At 66.7% G+C, this 17386-nt stretch carries 14 protein-coding genes and 1 tRNA gene; 8 read left to right on the top strand and 7 right to left on the bottom strand.

Going from position 1 to position 17386, the window contains the following annotated elements:
• Nucleotides 1-14: 14 nt before the first annotated feature.
• Nucleotides 15-2627: an arginine/lysine/ornithine decarboxylase gene (locus IB269_RS19070; protein WP_192367988.1), complete on the bottom strand. Its 2613-nt coding sequence runs from the start codon at nucleotides 2625-2627 to the stop codon at nucleotides 15-17.
• A 149-nt stretch (nucleotides 2628-2776) separates the two neighbouring features.
• Between IB269_RS19070 and IB269_RS19075 the strand changes: the two genes are divergently transcribed.
• A complete protein-coding gene (locus tag IB269_RS19075) occupies nucleotides 2777-3202 on the top strand; it encodes an NfeD family protein (RefSeq protein WP_012204811.1) in 426 nt (141 codons plus the stop codon).
• A gap of 100 nt (nucleotides 3203-3302) precedes the next feature.
• Nucleotides 3303-4220: an SPFH domain-containing protein gene (locus tag IB269_RS19080; protein WP_012204810.1), complete on the top strand. Its 918-nt coding sequence runs from the start codon at nucleotides 3303-3305 to the stop codon at nucleotides 4218-4220.
• Nucleotides 4221-4265: 45 nt separating this feature from the next.
• Here the strand turns inward: IB269_RS19080 and IB269_RS19085 are convergent, their stop codons facing one another.
• Nucleotides 4266-4670, bottom strand: a complete 405-nt coding sequence (locus tag IB269_RS19085) for a tautomerase family protein (RefSeq protein WP_012204809.1) — start codon at nucleotides 4668-4670, stop codon at nucleotides 4266-4268.
• Between the two features lie 197 nt (nucleotides 4671-4867).
• On the opposite strand from IB269_RS19085, the gene IB269_RS19090 reads away from it, so the two are divergent.
• Nucleotides 4868-5836 (top strand): LysR substrate-binding domain-containing protein, encoded by a 969-nt coding sequence (locus tag IB269_RS19090; protein ID WP_192367989.1) that lies wholly within the window; start codon nucleotides 4868-4870, stop codon nucleotides 5834-5836.
• Between the two features lie 13 nt (nucleotides 5837-5849).
• A tRNA-Ser gene (locus IB269_RS19095) sits at nucleotides 5850-5939 on the top strand.
• A gap of 127 nt (nucleotides 5940-6066) precedes the next feature.
• On the opposite strand, the gene IB269_RS19100 is transcribed toward IB269_RS19095, so the two are convergent.
• Complete coding sequence (locus IB269_RS19100) at nucleotides 6067-7134, bottom strand: 2,3-butanediol dehydrogenase (RefSeq protein ID WP_013803056.1); 1068 nt, start codon at nucleotides 7132-7134, stop codon at nucleotides 6067-6069.
• A 69-nt stretch (nucleotides 7135-7203) separates the two neighbouring features.
• On the bottom strand, nucleotides 7204-9006 hold the full coding sequence (locus tag IB269_RS19105) for an NAD(P)/FAD-dependent oxidoreductase (RefSeq protein ID WP_192367990.1): 1803 nt from the start codon (nucleotides 9004-9006) through the stop codon (nucleotides 7204-7206).
• Nucleotides 9007-9326: 320 nt separating this feature from the next.
• On the opposite strand from IB269_RS19105, the gene IB269_RS19110 reads away from it, so the two are divergent.
• The 3 genes from IB269_RS19110 to IB269_RS19115 all read left to right on the top strand — a co-directional run bounded on the left by IB269_RS19110 (nucleotide 9327) and on the right by IB269_RS19115 (nucleotide 11888).
• Nucleotides 9327-11276, top strand: a complete 1950-nt coding sequence (locus IB269_RS19110) for a sigma-54-dependent Fis family transcriptional regulator (RefSeq protein ID WP_192367991.1) — start codon at nucleotides 9327-9329, stop codon at nucleotides 11274-11276.
• A 108-nt stretch (nucleotides 11277-11384) separates the two neighbouring features.
• Nucleotides 11385-11507, top strand: coding sequence for a hypothetical protein (locus IB269_RS29195; RefSeq protein WP_013803059.1), 123 nt, complete (start codon nucleotides 11385-11387; stop codon nucleotides 11505-11507).
• Nucleotides 11508-11690: 183 nt separating this feature from the next.
• Entirely contained in the window at nucleotides 11691-11888 is a 198-nt protein-coding gene (locus IB269_RS19115; RefSeq protein WP_043781540.1) for a hypothetical protein, read from the top strand.
• Between the two features lie 45 nt (nucleotides 11889-11933).
• Here IB269_RS19115 and IB269_RS19120 read toward each other — a convergent pair whose 3' ends face one another.
• Together IB269_RS19120 and IB269_RS19125 are read right to left on the bottom strand one after the other, a co-directional pair.
• Nucleotides 11934-13889, bottom strand: a complete 1956-nt coding sequence (locus IB269_RS19120) for a PAS domain-containing sensor histidine kinase (protein WP_192367992.1) — start codon at nucleotides 13887-13889, stop codon at nucleotides 11934-11936.
• An 86-nt stretch (nucleotides 13890-13975) separates the two neighbouring features.
• The gene (locus IB269_RS19125; RefSeq protein WP_012204803.1) at nucleotides 13976-14269 is read right to left on the bottom strand and encodes a DUF2789 domain-containing protein; all 294 of its coding nucleotides are present in this window, start codon (nucleotides 14267-14269) and stop codon (nucleotides 13976-13978) included.
• 207 nt (nucleotides 14270-14476) lie between these two features.
• Between IB269_RS19125 and IB269_RS19130 the strand changes: the two genes are divergently transcribed.
• A complete protein-coding gene (locus tag IB269_RS19130) occupies nucleotides 14477-14740 on the top strand; it encodes a hypothetical protein (RefSeq protein WP_013803063.1) in 264 nt (87 codons plus the stop codon).
• A gap of 78 nt (nucleotides 14741-14818) precedes the next feature.
• Here the strand turns inward: IB269_RS19130 and IB269_RS19135 are convergent, their stop codons facing one another.
• Nucleotides 14819-17197, bottom strand: coding sequence for a TonB-dependent siderophore receptor (locus IB269_RS19135; protein WP_192367993.1), 2379 nt, complete (start codon nucleotides 17195-17197; stop codon nucleotides 14819-14821).
• Nucleotides 17198-17386 lie beyond the last annotated feature (189 nt).

Consider the following 17386-nt stretch of genomic DNA (forward strand, 5'->3'; position numbering starts at 1 on the left):
AGCCGGCCAGGCAATCAGATCGTGCGGCCAAAGGGACCATCGTCCCCCACCTGCACCATCTTGCGGCCGCGCGCAGGCTTGGCTGCCGTGCCGACTTCAGGCGCGGCCGGCTGGGCCTTGCGCGCTGCGGGGCGCTTGGCAGGCGCCTTGACCCCGGTGACCGCGGCGGCCTTGGCAACCTTGGCGGCCGGCTTGGCTGCCGATTTTGCGGCTGCCTTGGCAACTGCCTTGGCGGCTGCCTTGGCCGCAGGCTTGGCTGCAGTCTTCACGGCCTTTTTCGCAGCAGGCTTGCCACCTGCCGGCGTCTTGCGGGCCGGCGCGGTCCCGGCCACGCAGTCGGCGTAGTAGCGCACTTCGCCATCTTCGCTTTGCAGTTCCACCAGGCCGTGGATGTCGGTCTCGAAGCCCGGGCACTCCTTGGCGAACTCGCGCGCAAACAGCAAGTAGTCCACGATCTTGCGGTTGAACACTTCGCCGGGAATCAGCAGCGGAATGCCGGGCGGGTACGGCGTGACCAGGCCCACGGTGATGCGGCCTTCCAGGTGGTCGATCTCCACGCGCTCGGTCTTGCGCTGCGCGATGTGGGCGTAGGCATCGGTGGGCTTCATGGCGGGCTGCAGGTCCGACAGGTACATCTCGGTCGTCAGGCGGGCGATGTCGTACTTGGCGTACAGCTGGTGCACGTGCTGGCACAGGTCGCGCAGGCCCATGCGCTCGTAGCGGCGGTGCTGCTGGCAGAACTCGGGCAGGATGCGCGCCAGCGGCTGGTTGCGGTCGTAGTCGTCCTTGAACTGCTGCAGCGCCGTCAGCATGGTGTTCCAGCGGCCCTTGGTGATGCCGATGGTGAACATGATGAAGAACGAGTACAGGCCCGTCTTCTCTACCACCACGCCGTGCTCGGCCAGGTACTTGGTCACGATGGAGGCGGGGATGCCCGTGTCCGAGAAATCGCCGTCCAGGTCCAGGCCCGGCGTCACGATGGTGGACTTGATCGGGTCCAGCATGTTGAAGCCGTCGGCCAGCTCGCCGAAGCCGTGCCAGTTGTCGAACTCCTTGCCGTTCTTGGCCTTGGAGCGCTTGGGCGCCGCGTCATGGCCGCGGATGATCCAGTCCTGGGCCGAGCCCACGCCTTCATCGGCCAGCTTCTCGGGGCCCCAGACCTCGAACCACCAGTCGTCGTCGCCGAACTCGTCCTCCACTTTGCGCATGGCGCGGCGGAAGTCCAGCGCCTCCAGAATGGACTCCTCCACCAGGGCCGTGCCGCCGGGCGGCTCCATCATCGCGGCGGCCACGTCGCAGCTGGCGATGATGCTGTACTGCGGGCTGGTCGAGGTGTGCATCAGGTACGCCTCGTTGAACAGGTGGTGGTCCAGCTTTTCGGTCTGGCTGTCCTGCACCAGCACATGCGAGGCCTGGCTGATGCCGGCCAGCAGCTTGTGGATGGACTGCGTGGCATACACCACCGAGTGCTTGGGGCGCGCGCGCTTCTTGCCCATGGCGTGGTAGCTGCCATAGAACGGGTGGAAGGCCGCGTGCGGCAACCAGGCCTCATCGAAGTGCAGGTTGGCCACATAGCCGTCCAGCATGCTCTTGATGGTCTCGGTGTTGTAGAGCACGCCGTCGTAGGTGGACTGCGTCAGGGTCAGCACGCGCGGCTTGACCGTCTTGGCATCCACGCCCTTGAGCAGCGGATTGGCCGCGATCTTGGCCTGGATGGACTCCACCGAGAACTCGCTTTGCGGGATCGGGCCGATGATGCCGAAGTGGTTGCGCGTGGGCTTGAGGAACACCGGAATCGCACCCGTCATGATGATGGAGTGCAGGATGGACTTGTGGCAGTTGCGGTCCACCACCACCACGTCGCCGGGCGCCACGGCGTGGTGCCACACGATCTTGTTCGACGTGGACGTGCCGTTGGTCACGAAGTAGCAATGGTCGGCATTGAAGATGCGGGCGGCATTGCGCTCGCTCTCGCCGATGGCGCCGTTGTGGTCCAGCAGCTGGCCCAGCTCCTCCACCGCGTTGCACACGTCGGCGCGCAGCATGTTCTCGCCGTAGAACTGGTGGTACATCTGGCCCACGGGGCTTTTCAGGAAGGCCACGCCGCCCGAGTGTCCGGGGCAGTGCCAGCTGTAGGAGCCGTCTTCCGCATAGTCCAGCAGCGCCTTGAAGAACGGCGGCTGCACGCCTTCCAGGTAGCTCTTGGCTTCGCGGATGATGTGCTTGGCCACGAACTCCGGCGTGTCCTCGAACATGTGGATGAAGCCGTGCAGCTCGCGCAGGATGTCGTTGGGCAGGTGGCGGCTGGTCTTGGTCTCGCCGTAGATGTAGATCGGCACATCGGCGTTCTTGCGGCGCACTTCGCCGATGAAGCTGCGCAGGCTGTGGATCACGGGATCGGTTCCGCCATCGCCCAGCGAGAACTCCTCGTCATCGATGGACAGAATGAAGGCACTGGCCCGGCTTTGCTGCTGCGCGAATTGCGACAGGTCGCCGTAGCTGGTCACGCCCAGCACCTCGAAACCTTCTTCCTCGATGGCCTGGGCCAGGGCGCGGATGCCCAGGCCCGAGGTGTTCTCGGAGCGGTAGTCCTCGTCGATGATGACGATGGGAAAGCGAAACTTCATGGGGGCAGCCTCCGTAACCTGAGCGGGCCAAAAAACGAAACAGGCGCGAAGTGTAAGGAATATCCTTATTGCGCCTTTGAAGCGTGCGGATTTTCACCCAGAATGTGCTGCACTAAACACAAGCAACTGTCACAAAGGGAGTCTCACGCATGGAATATTCCACCATCTGGTGGCTAGTCGCCGGCGCCTTGGTCATCGCCGAGCTGCTGACCGGCAGCTTCTATCTGCTGATGCTGGCGCTGGGCGCCATCGTCGGCGCGCTGTGCGCGCATGCGGGCCTGGCGCCCATTGCACAGATCATCATCGCCGCCGCGCTGGGCAGCGCCTTCGTGCTGGCCTGCTATCTGGTGCGCCGCCGCCAGCCCAGCCGCCAGCCGGCATCGAGCAACCGCGATGTCAACCTCGACATAGGCGAGTCCGTCATGGTCGAGCAATGGAATTCCGACGGCACGGCCCAGGTCCGCTACCGTGGCGCCCAATGGACCGTGATCGGCCGCCCGGGCAACCTGCCCTCGGCCGGCATGCACCGCGTGGCCGAGGTCGTCGGCAACCGGCTGCTCGTGGACAAGCTCTGAGCCACCGCTTCGCCTCTTGCGCACACCTGGGGATGCAGTCCTCGCGCCCCTTCGCCTCACCCTCTTGTTTCACTGAATGCCCTCCGGGCTTGGAGACACCATGGAAATCGCCATCGTCATCGCCGTCATCGCGGCCATCTTCATCGCACGATCCGTCAAGGTCGTGCCCCAGCAGCACGCCTGGGTCAAGGAACGCCTTGGCAAGTACGCGGGCACGCTCACGCCGGGCCTGAACTTCCTCGTGCCCTTCGTGGACCGCGTGGCCTACAAGCACAGCCTCAAGGAAATCCCGCTGGATGTGCCCAGCCAGGTCTGCATCACGCGCGACAACACCCAGCTGCAGGTGGACGGCATCCTCTACTTCCAGGTCACCGACCCCATGCGCGCCAGCTACGGCTCGTCCAACTACATCATGGCCGTCACCCAGCTGGCCCAGACCTCGCTGCGCAGCGTGATCGGCAAGCTCGAGCTGGACAAGACCTTCGAGGAGCGCGACATGATCAATGCCCAGGTGGTCTCCGCCATCGACGAGGCCGCGCTCAACTGGGGCGTGAAGGTGCTGCGCTATGAAATCAAGGACCTGACGCCGCCGGCCGAAATCCTGCGCTCCATGCAGGCCCAGATCACGGCCGAGCGCGAAAAGCGCGCCCTGATCGCCGCCTCCGAAGGCCGCCGCCAGGAACAGATCAACATCGCCACCGGCGAGCGCGAAGCCTTCATCGCACGCTCCGAAGGCGAGAAGCAGGCCGTCATCAACAAGGCCCAGGGCGAGGCCGAATCCATCAAGGCCGTGGCCGACGCCACCGCCCAGGCCATCGAACGCGTGGCCAACGCCATCCGCCAGCCCGGCGGCGAACAGGCCGTGCAGCTCAAGGTGGCCGAAAAGGCCGTCGAGGCCTACAGCCAGGTGGCATCGGACGCCACCACCACCTTGATCGTTCCCAGCAACATGACCGAGGTATCGAGCCTGATCACCTCGGCCATGAAGATGATCCAGACCGGGCAGCGCACCAGCTGAGATCCGCCGGAACCCCACGGAGAACGGGCCATCGCGGCCCGTTCTTCATTGCGCGCCGGTCTGCTGCACCAGTGCCATGGCGAAGCGCCCATGGCCCACGGACCAGTCCGAGTAGTCGTTCTCATGCATGAAGATGAACACATCGGCCGGCGCAACCCCGGCCCCCTCGTGCAGGTTGCGCGCAATGGCCGCATACAAGGCCTTCTTCATCGCATCGCTGCGTCCGCGCCGCATGGTGATCTCGACCACCACCACCGCATCCGAACGCGCCACCCCGTTGAAACTGCGGCTGAACGCGAACTGCCCGGGAGCGTACGGGTGCACCATGTTGAACAGCTCGTCCTCGGGCATGCCAATGCCTTGCACCAGCGCCTGGTGGATGCCCTGCACGACGGCATCGCGCTGGGAAGTGGAGGTGGACTGGGGCAGATAGGTGTGGACGAAGGGCATGGTGCTATGTGCTTTGGGATCGAATGGAGAGGGAGAGTCCGGCCAGAATCCATGCAGGAATTGCCGGCCGAAGCGGCAAATCTATCCACCGGCCCATTGCCTGAAAAGCGATGATTTGGCCGGTTCTATGTACCTGGAACTCACATAGCCTCCACCCGCCCGTGACCCGACTCGTGACCCGACTCATGACCCCACCCATGACCCGCCGCCTGCCCCCGCTGGCCGCCCTGCGCGCCTTTGAAGCTGCCGCACGCCTGGGCCGCATGACGGCGGCGGCAGACGAGCTGTGCGTCTCGCCCGGCGCCGTCAGCCGCCAGGTACGGCAGCTGGAGCAGCACCTGGGCCTGGCGCTGTTCGCGGGCACCAAGGCCCGCCCCACGCTCACCGCAGCGGCGCGCACCCTGCAGCCCGCGCTCACCCAGGCCTTCGAGCAGATCCATGAGGCGGTGCGCAGCCTGGGCGACGCCCACGAAGGCCCGCTGGACGTGGCCTGCTTCAGCACCTTCACCGTCAAATGGCTGATCCCCCGGCTGTTCGACTTCCACGCGCACCACCCCGGCATCGAGGTGCGCCTGCGCACCACGGACACCGGCACCGACGCTGCACGCGAAGGCTGCGACCTGCTCATCACGGCCATCCCCACCGACCGCGACAGCAGCGGCCAGGCCATTGCAGACGATGAGTTGGCCGTGCCGCTTTTCGACGAGTACCTGGGCCCCGTGATGTCCCCCGCAATGGCCGGGCCTGTCGCGCGGCCCCAGGACCTGGCCAGCCTCCCCTTGCTGCACACGCGCGGCCGGCGCAACGCCTGGGACCTGTGGGCCGACTCCATGGGCATGGCCGAGCCCGCAGCGGCCGGCCCCGTCTACGAGCACTACTACTTCACGCTGGAAGCGGCGCTGCGCGGCCTGGGTGCAGCCGTTGCTCCCTGGCACCTGGTGATGGACGACGTGCAGGCCGGCCGCCTGCTGGCACCCTTCGGCTTCACGGCCTCCGGCTACCGCTACCTGGCACTTCGCCGCAGCACCGCCGCGCCTGCCCGGCTCGACACCCTGTGCAAGTGGCTGCAGGCGCAGGTGCGGGCCATGCCGCAAGTGCCAGCCGTCCAAGGCATGCCGATCACGCAGGCAGGCAACTTCGCCGCCGCCCCCAAAAATCGATGCTAGAATCGCGGTCTTCGGAGAGGTGGATGAGCGGTTTAAGTCGCACGCCTGGAAAGCGTGTGTGGGCTAATCCCCACCGCGGGTTCGAATCCCGCCCTCTCCGCCAAAATGATCTAAGCCCTTGATTGATTCAATCAAGGGCTTTTTTCTTTGTGCAGCGTGTGACCGCACGACAGGAATCGGGCGAACCCGCTCCTGATCGCAGCGGGTTCGATTCAGGCCTGCCGCCCGGGCTACCTGAGCCGTGGCTGCACGATGATCTTCACCGCCGATTCGTTGTTGTGAATCAGCGTGTCAAAGCCCTGCGCCACCAGATCATCGAGCTGGATGCGCTGGGTGATGAAGGGCTCGAGGTTGATCTTGCCCTCCTCGACCAGCTTGATAGTTTCCTGGTGGTCGTTGCAGTAGGCAATGGTGCCGCGCACGTCCAGCTCCTTCATGACCACGCTGTGCACGTTGATGGTGGCCGGATGGCTCCAGATGGACACGATCACCACCACGCCCGTGGCCTTCGTCACGGCCACCAGCGTGTCCAGCACCTTGTTCACGCTGGAGCATTCGAACGACACATCCACGCCCTTGCCGCCGGTGAGCTTCATCACCTCGGCCACCACATCCACTTCGGAGGGGTCGAGGATGTGATCGGCCACGCCCGATTCACGCGCCTTCTGCTTGCGCTTGGCGCTCAGTTCGGTGATGACCACCGTCAGGCCCTTGGCCTTCAGGATGGCGGACAGCAGCAGGCCGATGGGGCCTGCGCCGCCGACCAGCGCCACATCACCCGCCTTCGCTCCGCTGCGGGTGTAGGCATGGTGGCCCACGGACAGCGGCTCGATCAGCGCGGCCTGGTCCAGTGGAATGGCATTGGAGATCGGGTGCACCCAGCGGCGCTTGACCGCAATCCGCTCGGACAGCCCGCCGCCGCGCCCGCCCAGGCCGATGAAATTCATGTCCTTGGACAGGTGGTAGTGGTCGCCCGGCCCCGTGGGCACGTCGTCGGCCACGATGTAGGGCTCCACCACGACGTGCTGACCGACCTTGATATCGTCGACGCCCGCGCCCACGGCGTACACCACGCCGGAGAACTCGTGCCCCATGGTGATGGGTGCGGACTCGCCCGAGATGGGGTGCGGATGGCCGCAGGGCGGAATGAAGATCGGCCCTTCCATGAACTCATGCAAATCCGTGCCGCAGATGCCGCACCAGGCCACCTCGATGCCCACGGTGCCGGGCTCCACCACGGGTTCGGGGATGTCTTCGATGCGGATGTCGCCCCGGTCGTAGAAACGTGCTGCTTTCATGATTGAACTTTCTGTTTTGCAAGGCTGGGTTGGCGGGCGGCACAGCCGCCCCATGGCGATTATTCGGCCTTACCGCAGGTGATGAACTTGCTGCAGGTCATAGACACGCACTGGCAGGCCTTCCTGCCGCGCCTTGAGCTGCAGCGCCAGGTACAGCGAATAGTGGCGCGACTGGTGCAGGTTACCGCCGTGGAACCACAGCGCCTCTTGCTGCGTGGGCTTCCACATGTTGCGCTGCTCGCCCTCCCACGGTCCCGGGTCCTTGGTGGTGTCCGAGCCCAGGCCCCAGACCTTGCCCACCTTGTCTGCCACCTCCTGGCTGATCAGGTCGGCCACCCAGCCGTTCATGGAGCCATAGCCGGTCGCGTAGACCACCAGGTCCGCCGGCAGCTCGGTGCCATCGGCCAGCACCACCGCGTTTTCCGACAGGTGGCTGATCTGTTTGCCCGCCTGCAGCTTGATGCTGCCGTCGATCACCAGATCGCAGGCCCCCACGTCGATGTAGTAGCCCGAGGCGCGGCGCAGGTACTTCATGAAAAGGCCGGAGTCGTCATCACCGAAGTCCAGCATGAAGCCGGTCGCCTCCAGCTGGCGGTAGAAGTCCGCGTCGCGCTCGCGGATGCGGTCGTACACCGGCACCTGGAAGTCGGCCATGATGCGGTAGGGCAGCGAGGCGAAGATCAGGTCCGCCTTCCTGGTCGTCACGCCGCTGGCCACGGCGCGCTCCGAATACAGGTCGCCCAGGCCGATGTCCATCAGCGAATCGGAGCGCACGATGTGCGTGGACGAGCGCTGCACCATGGTCACATCGGCGCCGTGCTCCCACAGGGCCGCGCAGATGTCATGCGCTGAATTGTTGGCGCCGATCACCACCACCTTCTTGCCCGCATAGGCGTCCGGTCCATGGTGCTGGGACGAGTGCTGCTGCTCGCCCTTGAAGACGTCCTGGCCCTTGATCTTGGGCACATTCGCCTTGCCCGACATGCCGGTGGCGAACACCACATGCCTGGGGCGCAGCACCTGCGTCTCGCCGTTGCGCTCCACGGTCACTTCCCATTCCTGCCTGTCCTCATCGAAGCGGGCGTTCAGGCAATCGGTGGAGGGCCAGTAGTTGACCTCCATCACCTTGGTGTACATCTCCAGCCAGTCGCCGATCTTGTCCTTGGGCGCGAACACGGGCCAGTTGTCCGGGAACGGCATGTACGGCAGGTGGTCGTACCAGACCGGGTCGTGCAGGCACAGCGATTTATAGCGGTTACGCCACTGGTCGCCGGGGCGCGCCTGGCGGTCGATGACGATGTGCGATACCCCCAGCTGGCGCAACCGCGCGCCCAGCGCAATTCCGCCCTGGCCGCCGCCGATGACGAGCACGAAAGGCTGCTTGTTGCGGCCCAGCTCCTGGGCCTCCTGCTGGCGGCGCTCCAGCCAGGTCTGGCGGCCACGCCGGATGCCGTGCTCGGCCCCCATCGGGCGGCGCGTGCCCATGGGTTCCTCATGGCCCTTGAGCTCCTGGGCGGCCGTCAGCAGCGTCCAGATGCGCCCGTCCCTGATACGGACATGGCCGCCGCCGCGCGCATGGCGCGTGTCGATCACGATCCAGGCGGACACCACGCCATCGGCCTCCTCCACCGTCTCACGCTCGTCCAGCGAAAAGCGAACGGGCGCCGCGGCGTCGAGCTGCGCAGCCAGCATGTCGGCGATCTGGCTGCGCCCTTCCATGGTCTTGATGTTCCAGGTCAGCAGCACCAGGTCGCGCCAATAGCATTCATCGGCGAACAGGCGGCTGGCGGCCGCGAAGTCGCGGTCCCCCAGGGCATGGTTGAGTTGGTCTAGCAGCGCCTTGGCGCGGGCATTGGGCGTCGTATCGGTCATGGTTGTCTCCTTGATGCGGTCATGCCCGCTGGTTTTTCTTCGGGCAGGCGCTCTTACGCAATCACCATGCCAGACAGGCCCGGCGGCAGGATGCGCCAGGCAAATCAAGGGGTTGCCTGCACGCCTCCGGTACAAACCCTGGGCCTTGCAACCCGCTGCCCGGCGTTGCCACCCGCGACAGGTGGGGCAGCCCTGCGACACCTGTCGCACCAGGCGTGCTGCAGCGCAGCAGGGGCAGTGGGTAAGTCTTGATTGGCGCTGCACCGTGCAGGGCACAGAATCGTCTGCGGCACGTTCAAAGCCCGCATCGACTCCACGCCATGCCCCTGCAGTCCTACGCCTCGCACATCCAGGAAATCGAAGCCTTCGGCCTCGGCTACTCCAACCGCGGCCAAGAGCGCGACCGCGCCGTGCTGCGCAGCTGGCGCCGCTGCATCGACTCCCACCGGCTTGACCCGGCGCATACCAGCGAAGCCCACATCGTGACCGACGGCCAGCTGCGCGCGCACCGCGAGGAGTCCGAGCCGCTGATCCACATCGCCCGCCATGCGCTGGAGCGGCTGTACCAGCAGCTCAAGGGCCTGGACTACGTGCTGCTGTTGGCGGACCGGCACGGCGTGGCCGTGGACTTCCTCGGGCACGAGGCCGACGCTGGCGACCTGCGCCGCGCAGGCCTGTACCTGGGCGCGCAGTGGCGCGAGGACCACTCGGGCACCTCGGCCGTGGGCGCATGCCTGGAAACGGGCGAGGCGCTGACCGTGCACCAGAGCGACCATTTCGACTTCACCCACACCGGCCTGTCCTGCACGGCCGCGCCCATCTACGACATGCACGGCGAACTCGCTGCGGTGCTGGACCTGTCGCTGCTGCGCTCGCCTGCCGAGCGGGCCAGCCAGAACCTGGCGCTGAACCTCGTCGTGGCCGCCGCGCGGCGCGTGGAGCAGGCCAACCTGATGGCGCAGTCCGGCCAGGACTGGGTGGTGCGCCTGGCGCAGTCGCCCGATTTCCTCGACGTCGATCCCGACGCCTCCATCAGCGTGGACGCACGGGGCCGCATCCGTGCCATGACCCACGCGGGCGCCCGCCTGCTGGTGGCCGCCGCGCAGCTGGACTGGCGCCAGCGCCACAAGCTCATCGGCCAGCCGCTGGAGCGCTTCTTCGACGTGGACCTGCGCCACCTGCCCGAGCTGCGCCGCCATCGCCCGGCGCAGGAGCGCATCATCCGCGCCCGCGACGGCAGCATCCTCTTCGCCCATGCCATGGAGCCGCAGCGCCCGACACGCCGCCTGCGCGCGCAGGCCATGCCGGCGCAGCCCCCGCTGCCGGCAGCGCTGCAGGCGCTGGACACGGGCGATGCCAAGCTGCAGACGCTGCTGCGCAAGGCCGCACGGCTCGCGCCGCAAACGCTGCCCATCCTGGTGCAGGGGGAGACCGGCGCAGGCAAGGAATACCTGGCCCGCGCGCTGCATGCCAGCAGCGGCCGCAGCGGCGCCTTCGTCGCCATCAACTGCGCGGCCATTCCAGAGGCACTGCTGGAAAGCGAGCTGTTCGGCTACCTGCCCGGCACCTGGACCGGCGGCGCCAGCAAGGGCCGCGAGGGCCTGATCGCCGCGGCGCATGAAGGCACGCTGTTCCTCGACGAGATCGGCGATATGCCACTGGCCCTGCAAGCCAAGCTGCTGCGTGTCCTGTCCGAATCCGAAATCACCCCGCTGGGCGCCCGCGCGCCACGGGCCGTGTCCGTTCGCGTCATCTCGGCCTCGCACCGCCCGCTGGCCGAACTGGTGCGGCGCGGCAGCTTCCGCGAAGACCTGCTTTACCGCCTCAATGCCGCCGAGCTGCAACTGCCCGCCCTGCGCCAGCGCAGCGACCTGCAGGCCATTGCCGACCAGATGCTGGCCACGCTGGGCAGCCATCTGCACCTGGGCGACGCGGCCCGCGCGCTGCTGGCCGCGCACGCCTGGCCCGGCAACCTGCGCGAACTGCACAACGCGCTGCGCTACGCCGCAGCCCTGTGCGGGAACGATGGCGACGGCACCATCGAGCCCGACCACCTGCCCGACGCACTGCACGGCACCCCGCCCTGCACCGCCGCCCTGGCCAGCAACACCAGCGAGCCCGCCGCACAGGCGCTGGAGCAACTGCTTGCCCAATGCCAGGGCAACGTCTCAGAGGCGGCGCGCCAGCTCGGCGTCAGCCGCTCCACCATCCACCGCCGCATCCAGCAGCTGCAGCTTGGCGTGCGGCATGCCCAATGGCGCGGGCCATAGGGCCGAGCGGCAACCGGCAATCCCGAAGCATCGCTGACACGGTGTTACAGGAGCTGCGGCGTTCACCAGTAGATTGGCGCGTTTCGTCCATTGCAGCCCCAAAAAAAGATGAAACCCAAGATCAACTTCATTGAACGTGAGCGCCTGTTCCGGCGGGAACTGAAACGGCGAAAGGTCAGGTTCCTGCCCATGCAGGTATTGCGCCGGCTGTTCGAGAAGGCAGGTGTCTGAGCCCTCCCCCACGGCTGCAACAACTGGAGCAGGTCCGGCTGCGCATGCAGCCTGGTCAAACCCGCCGCATTCAGCGCTACGCTGCCCGGCTCGCTGCCCATGGGCCATGCAATGAATACGGCCGGGTGACTTGGCATGTATGGGCAGCTTTGGCTTTGGATTGCCCGAGAAAACCAGATCAAGATGACTGCCCTCAACACTGCGCTCACGTTGGCGTGGATGCTTTCCTTGATCGTCATACCCGTTCTTGTTTTTCTAAAAACAAGGATGCCGCGGAGTACCTCCGCGCAGCAGGTCATCAGTGATTACGACGCGCAATTGGCGTCGATTGAAGCCCACCTGCAGGCCAATCGCGCCATTGTTTCCACCCTGCCATCTTGATGTGATGGCTTGCGAAAACGCTTCGCAGGCCATTTCCATGGGTGCTCACGCCCTCACCAACTGATGCAGCAACTGGCTCAGATCCTCCTGCGAATACGGCTTGGCCAGCCGCGTCATTCCAGGCGGCAGCGCCGGTATGTCTGCAAAGCCGCTGGCCAGGATGAAATTCAAGCCTGGATACCGCTGCGCAATGTGTTCGGCCAGCTCGACGCCGTTCATGCCGGGCATGGCGTAGTCGGAGATGACCACGTCAAAGCGTGCCTGGCGCGCCAGCAGGTCGATGGCCTCCTGCCCGGCGCCGAGGGCCGTGACACGGTGGCCCAGGTCCTCCAGCAGGGCCGAGGCGTTGGCCAGCACCAGCGGGTCGTCGTCCACCAGCAGCACGTCCATGGGTCCCACGTCCTGCGTGCGCTGGGTGCCCAGGTGGCAGGCCGTGCTCTCGTCCTTGGAGATGGGCATCCACATCTCCACCGTCGTGCCGTTGCCCGGTGTGCTGTGCAGCACGAGCTTGCCGCCGGATTGGGCCACCAGCCCGTCCACCATGGCCAGGCCCAGGCCGGTGCCCTTGCCCACGCCCTTGGTGGTGAAGAAGGGCTCGACCACGCGGGACAGCGTCTGCTCGTCCATGCCCTCGCCCGTATCCTCCACGCGGACGCAGACATACGAGCCTGCGGCAAGGCCTGCAAGCTGGCGCGGCAGCATCGTTTCCACGGCCGCCGCGATCTTGATGACGCCGCCGCCCGGCATGGCGTCGCGCGAGTTGGCAACGAGGTTGAGCATGCTGCTCTCGAACTGGCTGGGGTCGGTGAGGATGCGCGGCAGGTTGGCGGCCAGGGCCATCTTGAGAAAGATATGCGGGCCGGCCGCCTGCTGCAGCAGGCCTTGCAGGCCCGACAGCAGCACCGCCACGTCCACGGCCTCCGTCTTCAGTTCCTGCTGCCGCGCAAAGGCCATCATGCGCTGGGTCAGCGAGGCGCCACGCTGGGCGCCGCGCGTGGCGGTCTCCACCAGCGCGCGCAGCCGCTCGTCGGGCGGCATGCGCTTGCGCAGCAGCTCCAGGCTGCTGAGCACGGCCATCAGCAGGTTGTTGAAGTCATGGGCCACGCCGCCCGTGAAGCGGCCGATGGCCTCCATCTTCAAGGCCTGGCGCAGCTGGGATTCGGCGGCCTTGCGCTCGGTCACATCGCGGGTGACCTTGGCAAAGCCGATCAGCCGGCCGTCATCGTAGATGGCATCGATGACCACCGAGGCCCAAAAGCGCGAGCCATCCTTGCGCACGCGCAGGCCTTCGGCCTCCATGCGGCCCGTGCTGACCGCCGTGCGCAGCCCCGCCTGCGGCAGCCCGGCCTGCTGGTCTTCGGGCGTGTAAAAGCGCGAGAAATGGGTGTTGAGGACCTCCTCCTCCTCATAGCCCTTGATGCGTTTGGCGCCCAGGTTCCAGCTCACGATGCGGCCTTCGGGGTCGAGCATGTAGATCGCATAGTCGGTCACGCTTTGCACCAGCAAGGCAAAGCTGCGCTCGGCGCTGGAAAGCGGGCTGGACAGGGGCGGGGGCGCGGCCGGCGGCGCGGACGGCGGCGCTGCAGGCGGGTGCGCATCGGCCTCGCGCACGCACAGCAGCAACGCCGGGCTGCCGTCCGGCAGCCGTATGCGCGATGTGCTCGAAGCCACCGGCCGCTCGCGCCCTGAACAGGTCAGCAGCGGCCAGCAGCTGGCCTGCCGGGGCTGTGCGGCCTGGGCAGGAGGCTCCCATTGGCGGCTTGCCCAGCCTGAACGCGCAGCCTGGGCGACGAAACGCTCTTCGAAAACGCTGCCCTCCAGCGCATCTCCGGAGTGGTCCAGCAGGCTGCGGGCTTGGCGGTTGCAGTGGGCCAGGCGGCCGTCGAGCCCAACGACAAAGACGGCGTCGGGAAACGCATCCAGAACGGCGTGGCCCGGGTCAAGGGGCAAGAGAGCGTCGGAGCCTGGAGAGGCCGACGCCAGACCATTCGAGGTCAGCATGTGAGCGACTCCGTAGGCAAATGGGTTGAATGCGCCGCGAAAATTGTAAGCAGCACGGATTCATCGCAAGCGGTTGCATCACAGGATCAGGGACGCGCTTCCTGCTCGTGCTCGGAAGCCGCCGGGGCAGGCACGGCGTCCAGGTCGGGTTCGGAATGCAAGGCCTCGCTGAGCTGGTCCACCACCAGCGCCCAGGTCGCATCGGCATGCCACTGCTGCGAGAACAGGGCGCGTTGCGCGTCGGTCCAGAACGGCGCGTCCACCAGCAGCGTGTTTTTCTCCAGGCGGTGCGAAAGAATGAACTGACGGATGCCCTCCGGGCTGGAATCCAGTCCCAGCTGATCGAAGAGGTTGGTCATGGTGGGTTCGGCTGTGATCATGGTGTGTCCTTCTTGGGTGTTGGCGGGGGTTGGTCCAAGGCTAGAAGCTCGGCCGGCTGCCCCATGTCGGACACCGAAGCAAGCTACCGTCGGAAGCCCTTCTGCGCTTGGGCCGCAGTGCCCGCGCACAGCACAGCCCTGCTCCTACAAGGCGGCACCAGCGCACTGGCGCACCATGCAGCCACTTCATCACAGGACACCTATTCCATGAAAAAACTGCTGCTTGCCACCGCCATTTCCCTAGCCTTCGCCGCAGGCCTGTCGCCCGCCCACGCCCAGGTGGGCAAGGCCGCCTCCGAGGCCGCCGACGCCGCAGACCACAAGGTGAAGGAAAAGCAGGCCGACGCCAAGGCCAAGGACAGCGGCCCGGTCGGCAAGGCCGTGAACAACGTCAAGTCGGACTACCACAAGAAGCGCTCCAAGCAGTCGGCAGACAACGCCAAGGACTCGCTGAAGAAGGCGACCGAGTAAACGGCACGGCCCAAATGGACAAAGGCCCACTTGCGTGGGCCTTTGTCTTTTGCAGAGGCCGGCGCTGCCGGCGCGGCCTCAGAAGCTGTGCCGCAGCGTCACCATCACATTGCGCGGCGCACCCGGCAGGTTCAGGTTGGGGCTGGTGCCGTGGGCCGAGACGATGTAGCGGCGATCGAACAGGTTGCGCAGGTTCAGCTGCACCGTGGTGGCACGGCCGATGCGGTACTGGGCCATGGCATCCACCACCGTGTAGGCGGGTAGCGTGACGGTGTTGCCGGGGTTGGCAAAGCGGTCGCCCACGTAGTTGAGGCCGCCGCCCACGGTCCAGGCATCGCCCAGGCGCTGGGTGAGCCAGACAGACAGGGAGTTCCTCGGCGTGATGGTGGCGCGCTTGCCCTGCACGGGCTGGCCGGCGTCCACGGTGGTGGATTCGGTGACCACGGCATCCAGGTAGGCGTAGCTGAAGGTGGCCTGGGTGCCGGGGCGCAGTTCGCCGGACAGTGACAGCTCCAGGCCGCGCGTGCGCTGCGTGCCGATGGGAATCAGCTGGGTGGGCTGGGCCGGGTTGGTGGTCTTGATGTCGGTGCGTTCCAGTTGGAACAGCGATGCCGTCGCCATGGCCTTGCCGTCCATCAGGTCCCATTTGCCGCCCACTTCATAGTTGGTGGTGCTTTCCGGCTTGATGGCGGCATTGGTGGCCGACAGCGCAAACATCTCGGCCGAAGGCTGGTAGGAGCGGCTGACCGACAGGTAATAGGACTGCACGGCATCGGGCTGCCACACCAGGCCGGCGCGCGGGCTCCAGGTGGAGTCCGTGCGGCTGAAGTCGCTCTGGCCGGCCAGGCGGTTGTCGGTTTCCTGGCCGAAGCGGTCATAACGCAGGCCCACCAGCAGCTTCCACTGCGGCGACAGCGTGACCTGGTCCTGCAGGTACAGGGCCCGCGTGAGGTAGCGGTTGAGCGTGCTGCCGCTCAGGGTGCCGCCGCCGTTGAGCGGGGCCACGGGCAGCACGGGGTTCCAGAGGTTCACGTTGGCCAGGGTGCCGCCGCTGTAGGACAGCGCATCCTTGTTCTGCTGGCCCAGCTCCAGGCCGTAGAGCACTTCATGCTGCACGCTGCCGGTGCTGAAATTCTGGATCAGCTCGGTCTGGTTGAAGATGCCGTGCTCGTTGCGGTCCACGCCCGAGCGGGTCAGTGCCACGGTGCCGGCCGCCTCGTTGGTGGTGCCGGCCGGCAAGGTGTTCTGGCGGTCCAGCTCGTAGTGGTAGTAGCGCAGCGCGTTGCGCACGCGCAGCGTGTCCGAGAAGCGGTGGTTGAAGGTGGCGGTGAAGGAGCCCACGGTGGATTCGGAGGTGTCCGCATCGCGCGCATTGGCCGAGCCGTAGTAGGTGCCGGGCGCCACATCCACGGGGCGGCCGCGATAGGCGGGAATGCCGAAGTCGGTGACGCGCTTGTCGCGCAGCAGCTCGGCCTGCAGCGTCAGCGAGGTGTTGCCGTCCGGCTTCCACATGACGGATGGGGCGATGGTCTCGCGCTTGAGGAACTGCTGGCTGCGGTAGCTGTTGGCGTCTTCGGCGGCGCCGGTGACGCGCCAGGACCAGTCGCTGCCTTCGGGCGCTCGGCCCACATCGAACTCGGCACGCTTGTCGGCCCAGCTTCCAATGCTGACGGCCACGTCGGAGACATTGACGCCCGGCTTCTTGGTCACGCGGTTGACCAGGCCGCCCGAGGACCCCCGGCCATAGAGCACGGCGGCCGGGCCCTTGACGACTTCCACGCGCTCGATGTTGGAGAGGTCGCGGAAATACAGCGCATCGTCGCGGAATCCATCCACGAACTGGTCGCCAATGCTGGTGAAGCCGCGGATGCTGACCTGGTCGCGCTGGCCGTCGCCGTGCGACAGGCCGATGCCGGCCACGTTGCGCAGCGTGTCCTGCAGCGAGGTGGCGGCCTGGTCGCGCATGACCTGCTGGGGGATCACATTGATGGTCTGGGGCACGTCGCGCAGCGGCGCCTCGGTCTTGGTGCCGCTGGCGGCCGAGGGGGCGTAGTAGGCCGTGTCCTCCGCGCGCGAGGCCAGCACGCGCACTTCTGCCATGACGGCGCCTGCCGCGCCGGAGCTGGCAGCCGGGCCGCCGCTGCGCTCCACGGTGAAGGTGCGCTCATCCTGCGCACGCACCTGCAGGCCGCTGCCGGCCAGCAGGCGCTGCAGGGCCTCGCGCACTTCCAGCGTGCCGCGCAGCGCGGGCGCCTGCAGGCCCTGGGCCACATCGGTGAGGAAGATGATCTGGGCGCCGCTTTGGCGCGCCAGCGCGTTCAGCGACTGGGCCAGCGGCTGGGCAGGCAGGTCCACGGCCAGGGGCTGGGCATGGGCCAGGCCGGCAATGCACAGTGCGGCCGCCAGGGCCGCGATGCGAAGGCGCGGCAGGCCGGTGACGGTAGGGGAAGGGTTCATGGCGACATCTCTCCTGAGGCGTTGGATACGGAATACGGGGTACGGCGGTGGCGGCAGGCCCCTCCAGGGCCTGATCGGGCCCGGGCGCGATGCCGGTCTGCCTGTAAGCCGCTGCAGCGCGCAGGTTTGTACACATGGCCACGGAAAATTTCTGGATCAGGCCAGCGGCTGCAGGGACAACTGCCGGGC

Origin of the sequence: Delftia sp. DLF01, assembly GCF_014852125.1 — a bacterium.
GTDB lineage: Bacteria > Pseudomonadota > Gammaproteobacteria > Burkholderiales > Burkholderiaceae_C > Comamonas > Comamonas acidovorans.

Excerpts from the sequence above, each read along its gene's own strand:
- IB269_RS19135 (WP_192367993.1), bottom strand. The coding sequence starts at position 17,197 with ATGAACCCTTCCCCTACCGTCACCGGCCTGCCGCGCCTTCGCATCGCG.
- IB269_RS19105 (WP_192367990.1), bottom strand. The coding sequence starts at position 9,006 with ATGACCGATACGACGCCCAATGCCCGCGCCAAGGCGCTGCTAGACCAA.
- IB269_RS19070 (WP_192367988.1), bottom strand. The coding sequence starts at position 2,627 with ATGAAGTTTCGCTTTCCCATCGTCATCATCGACGAGGACTACCGCTCC.
- IB269_RS29195 (WP_013803059.1), top strand. The coding sequence starts at position 11,385 with ATGAAACCCAAGATCAACTTCATTGAACGTGAGCGCCTGTTCCGGCGG.
- IB269_RS19110 (WP_192367991.1), top strand. The coding sequence starts at position 9,327 with ATGCCCCTGCAGTCCTACGCCTCGCACATCCAGGAAATCGAAGCCTTC.
- IB269_RS19100 (WP_013803056.1), bottom strand. The coding sequence starts at position 7,134 with ATGAAAGCAGCACGTTTCTACGACCGGGGCGACATCCGCATCGAAGAC.
- IB269_RS19080 (WP_012204810.1), top strand. The coding sequence starts at position 3,303 with ATGGAAATCGCCATCGTCATCGCCGTCATCGCGGCCATCTTCATCGCA.
- IB269_RS19075 (WP_012204811.1), top strand. The coding sequence starts at position 2,777 with ATGGAATATTCCACCATCTGGTGGCTAGTCGCCGGCGCCTTGGTCATC.
- IB269_RS19085 (WP_012204809.1), bottom strand. The coding sequence starts at position 4,670 with ATGCCCTTCGTCCACACCTATCTGCCCCAGTCCACCTCCACTTCCCAG.
- IB269_RS19125 (WP_012204803.1), bottom strand. The coding sequence starts at position 14,269 with ATGATCACAGCCGAACCCACCATGACCAACCTCTTCGATCAGCTGGGA.
- IB269_RS19120 (WP_192367992.1), bottom strand. The coding sequence starts at position 13,889 with ATGCTGACCTCGAATGGTCTGGCGTCGGCCTCTCCAGGCTCCGACGCT.
- IB269_RS19115 (WP_043781540.1), top strand. The coding sequence starts at position 11,691 with ATGACTGCCCTCAACACTGCGCTCACGTTGGCGTGGATGCTTTCCTTG.
- IB269_RS19130 (WP_013803063.1), top strand. The coding sequence starts at position 14,477 with ATGAAAAAACTGCTGCTTGCCACCGCCATTTCCCTAGCCTTCGCCGCA.
- IB269_RS19090 (WP_192367989.1), top strand. The coding sequence starts at position 4,868 with ATGACCCGCCGCCTGCCCCCGCTGGCCGCCCTGCGCGCCTTTGAAGCT.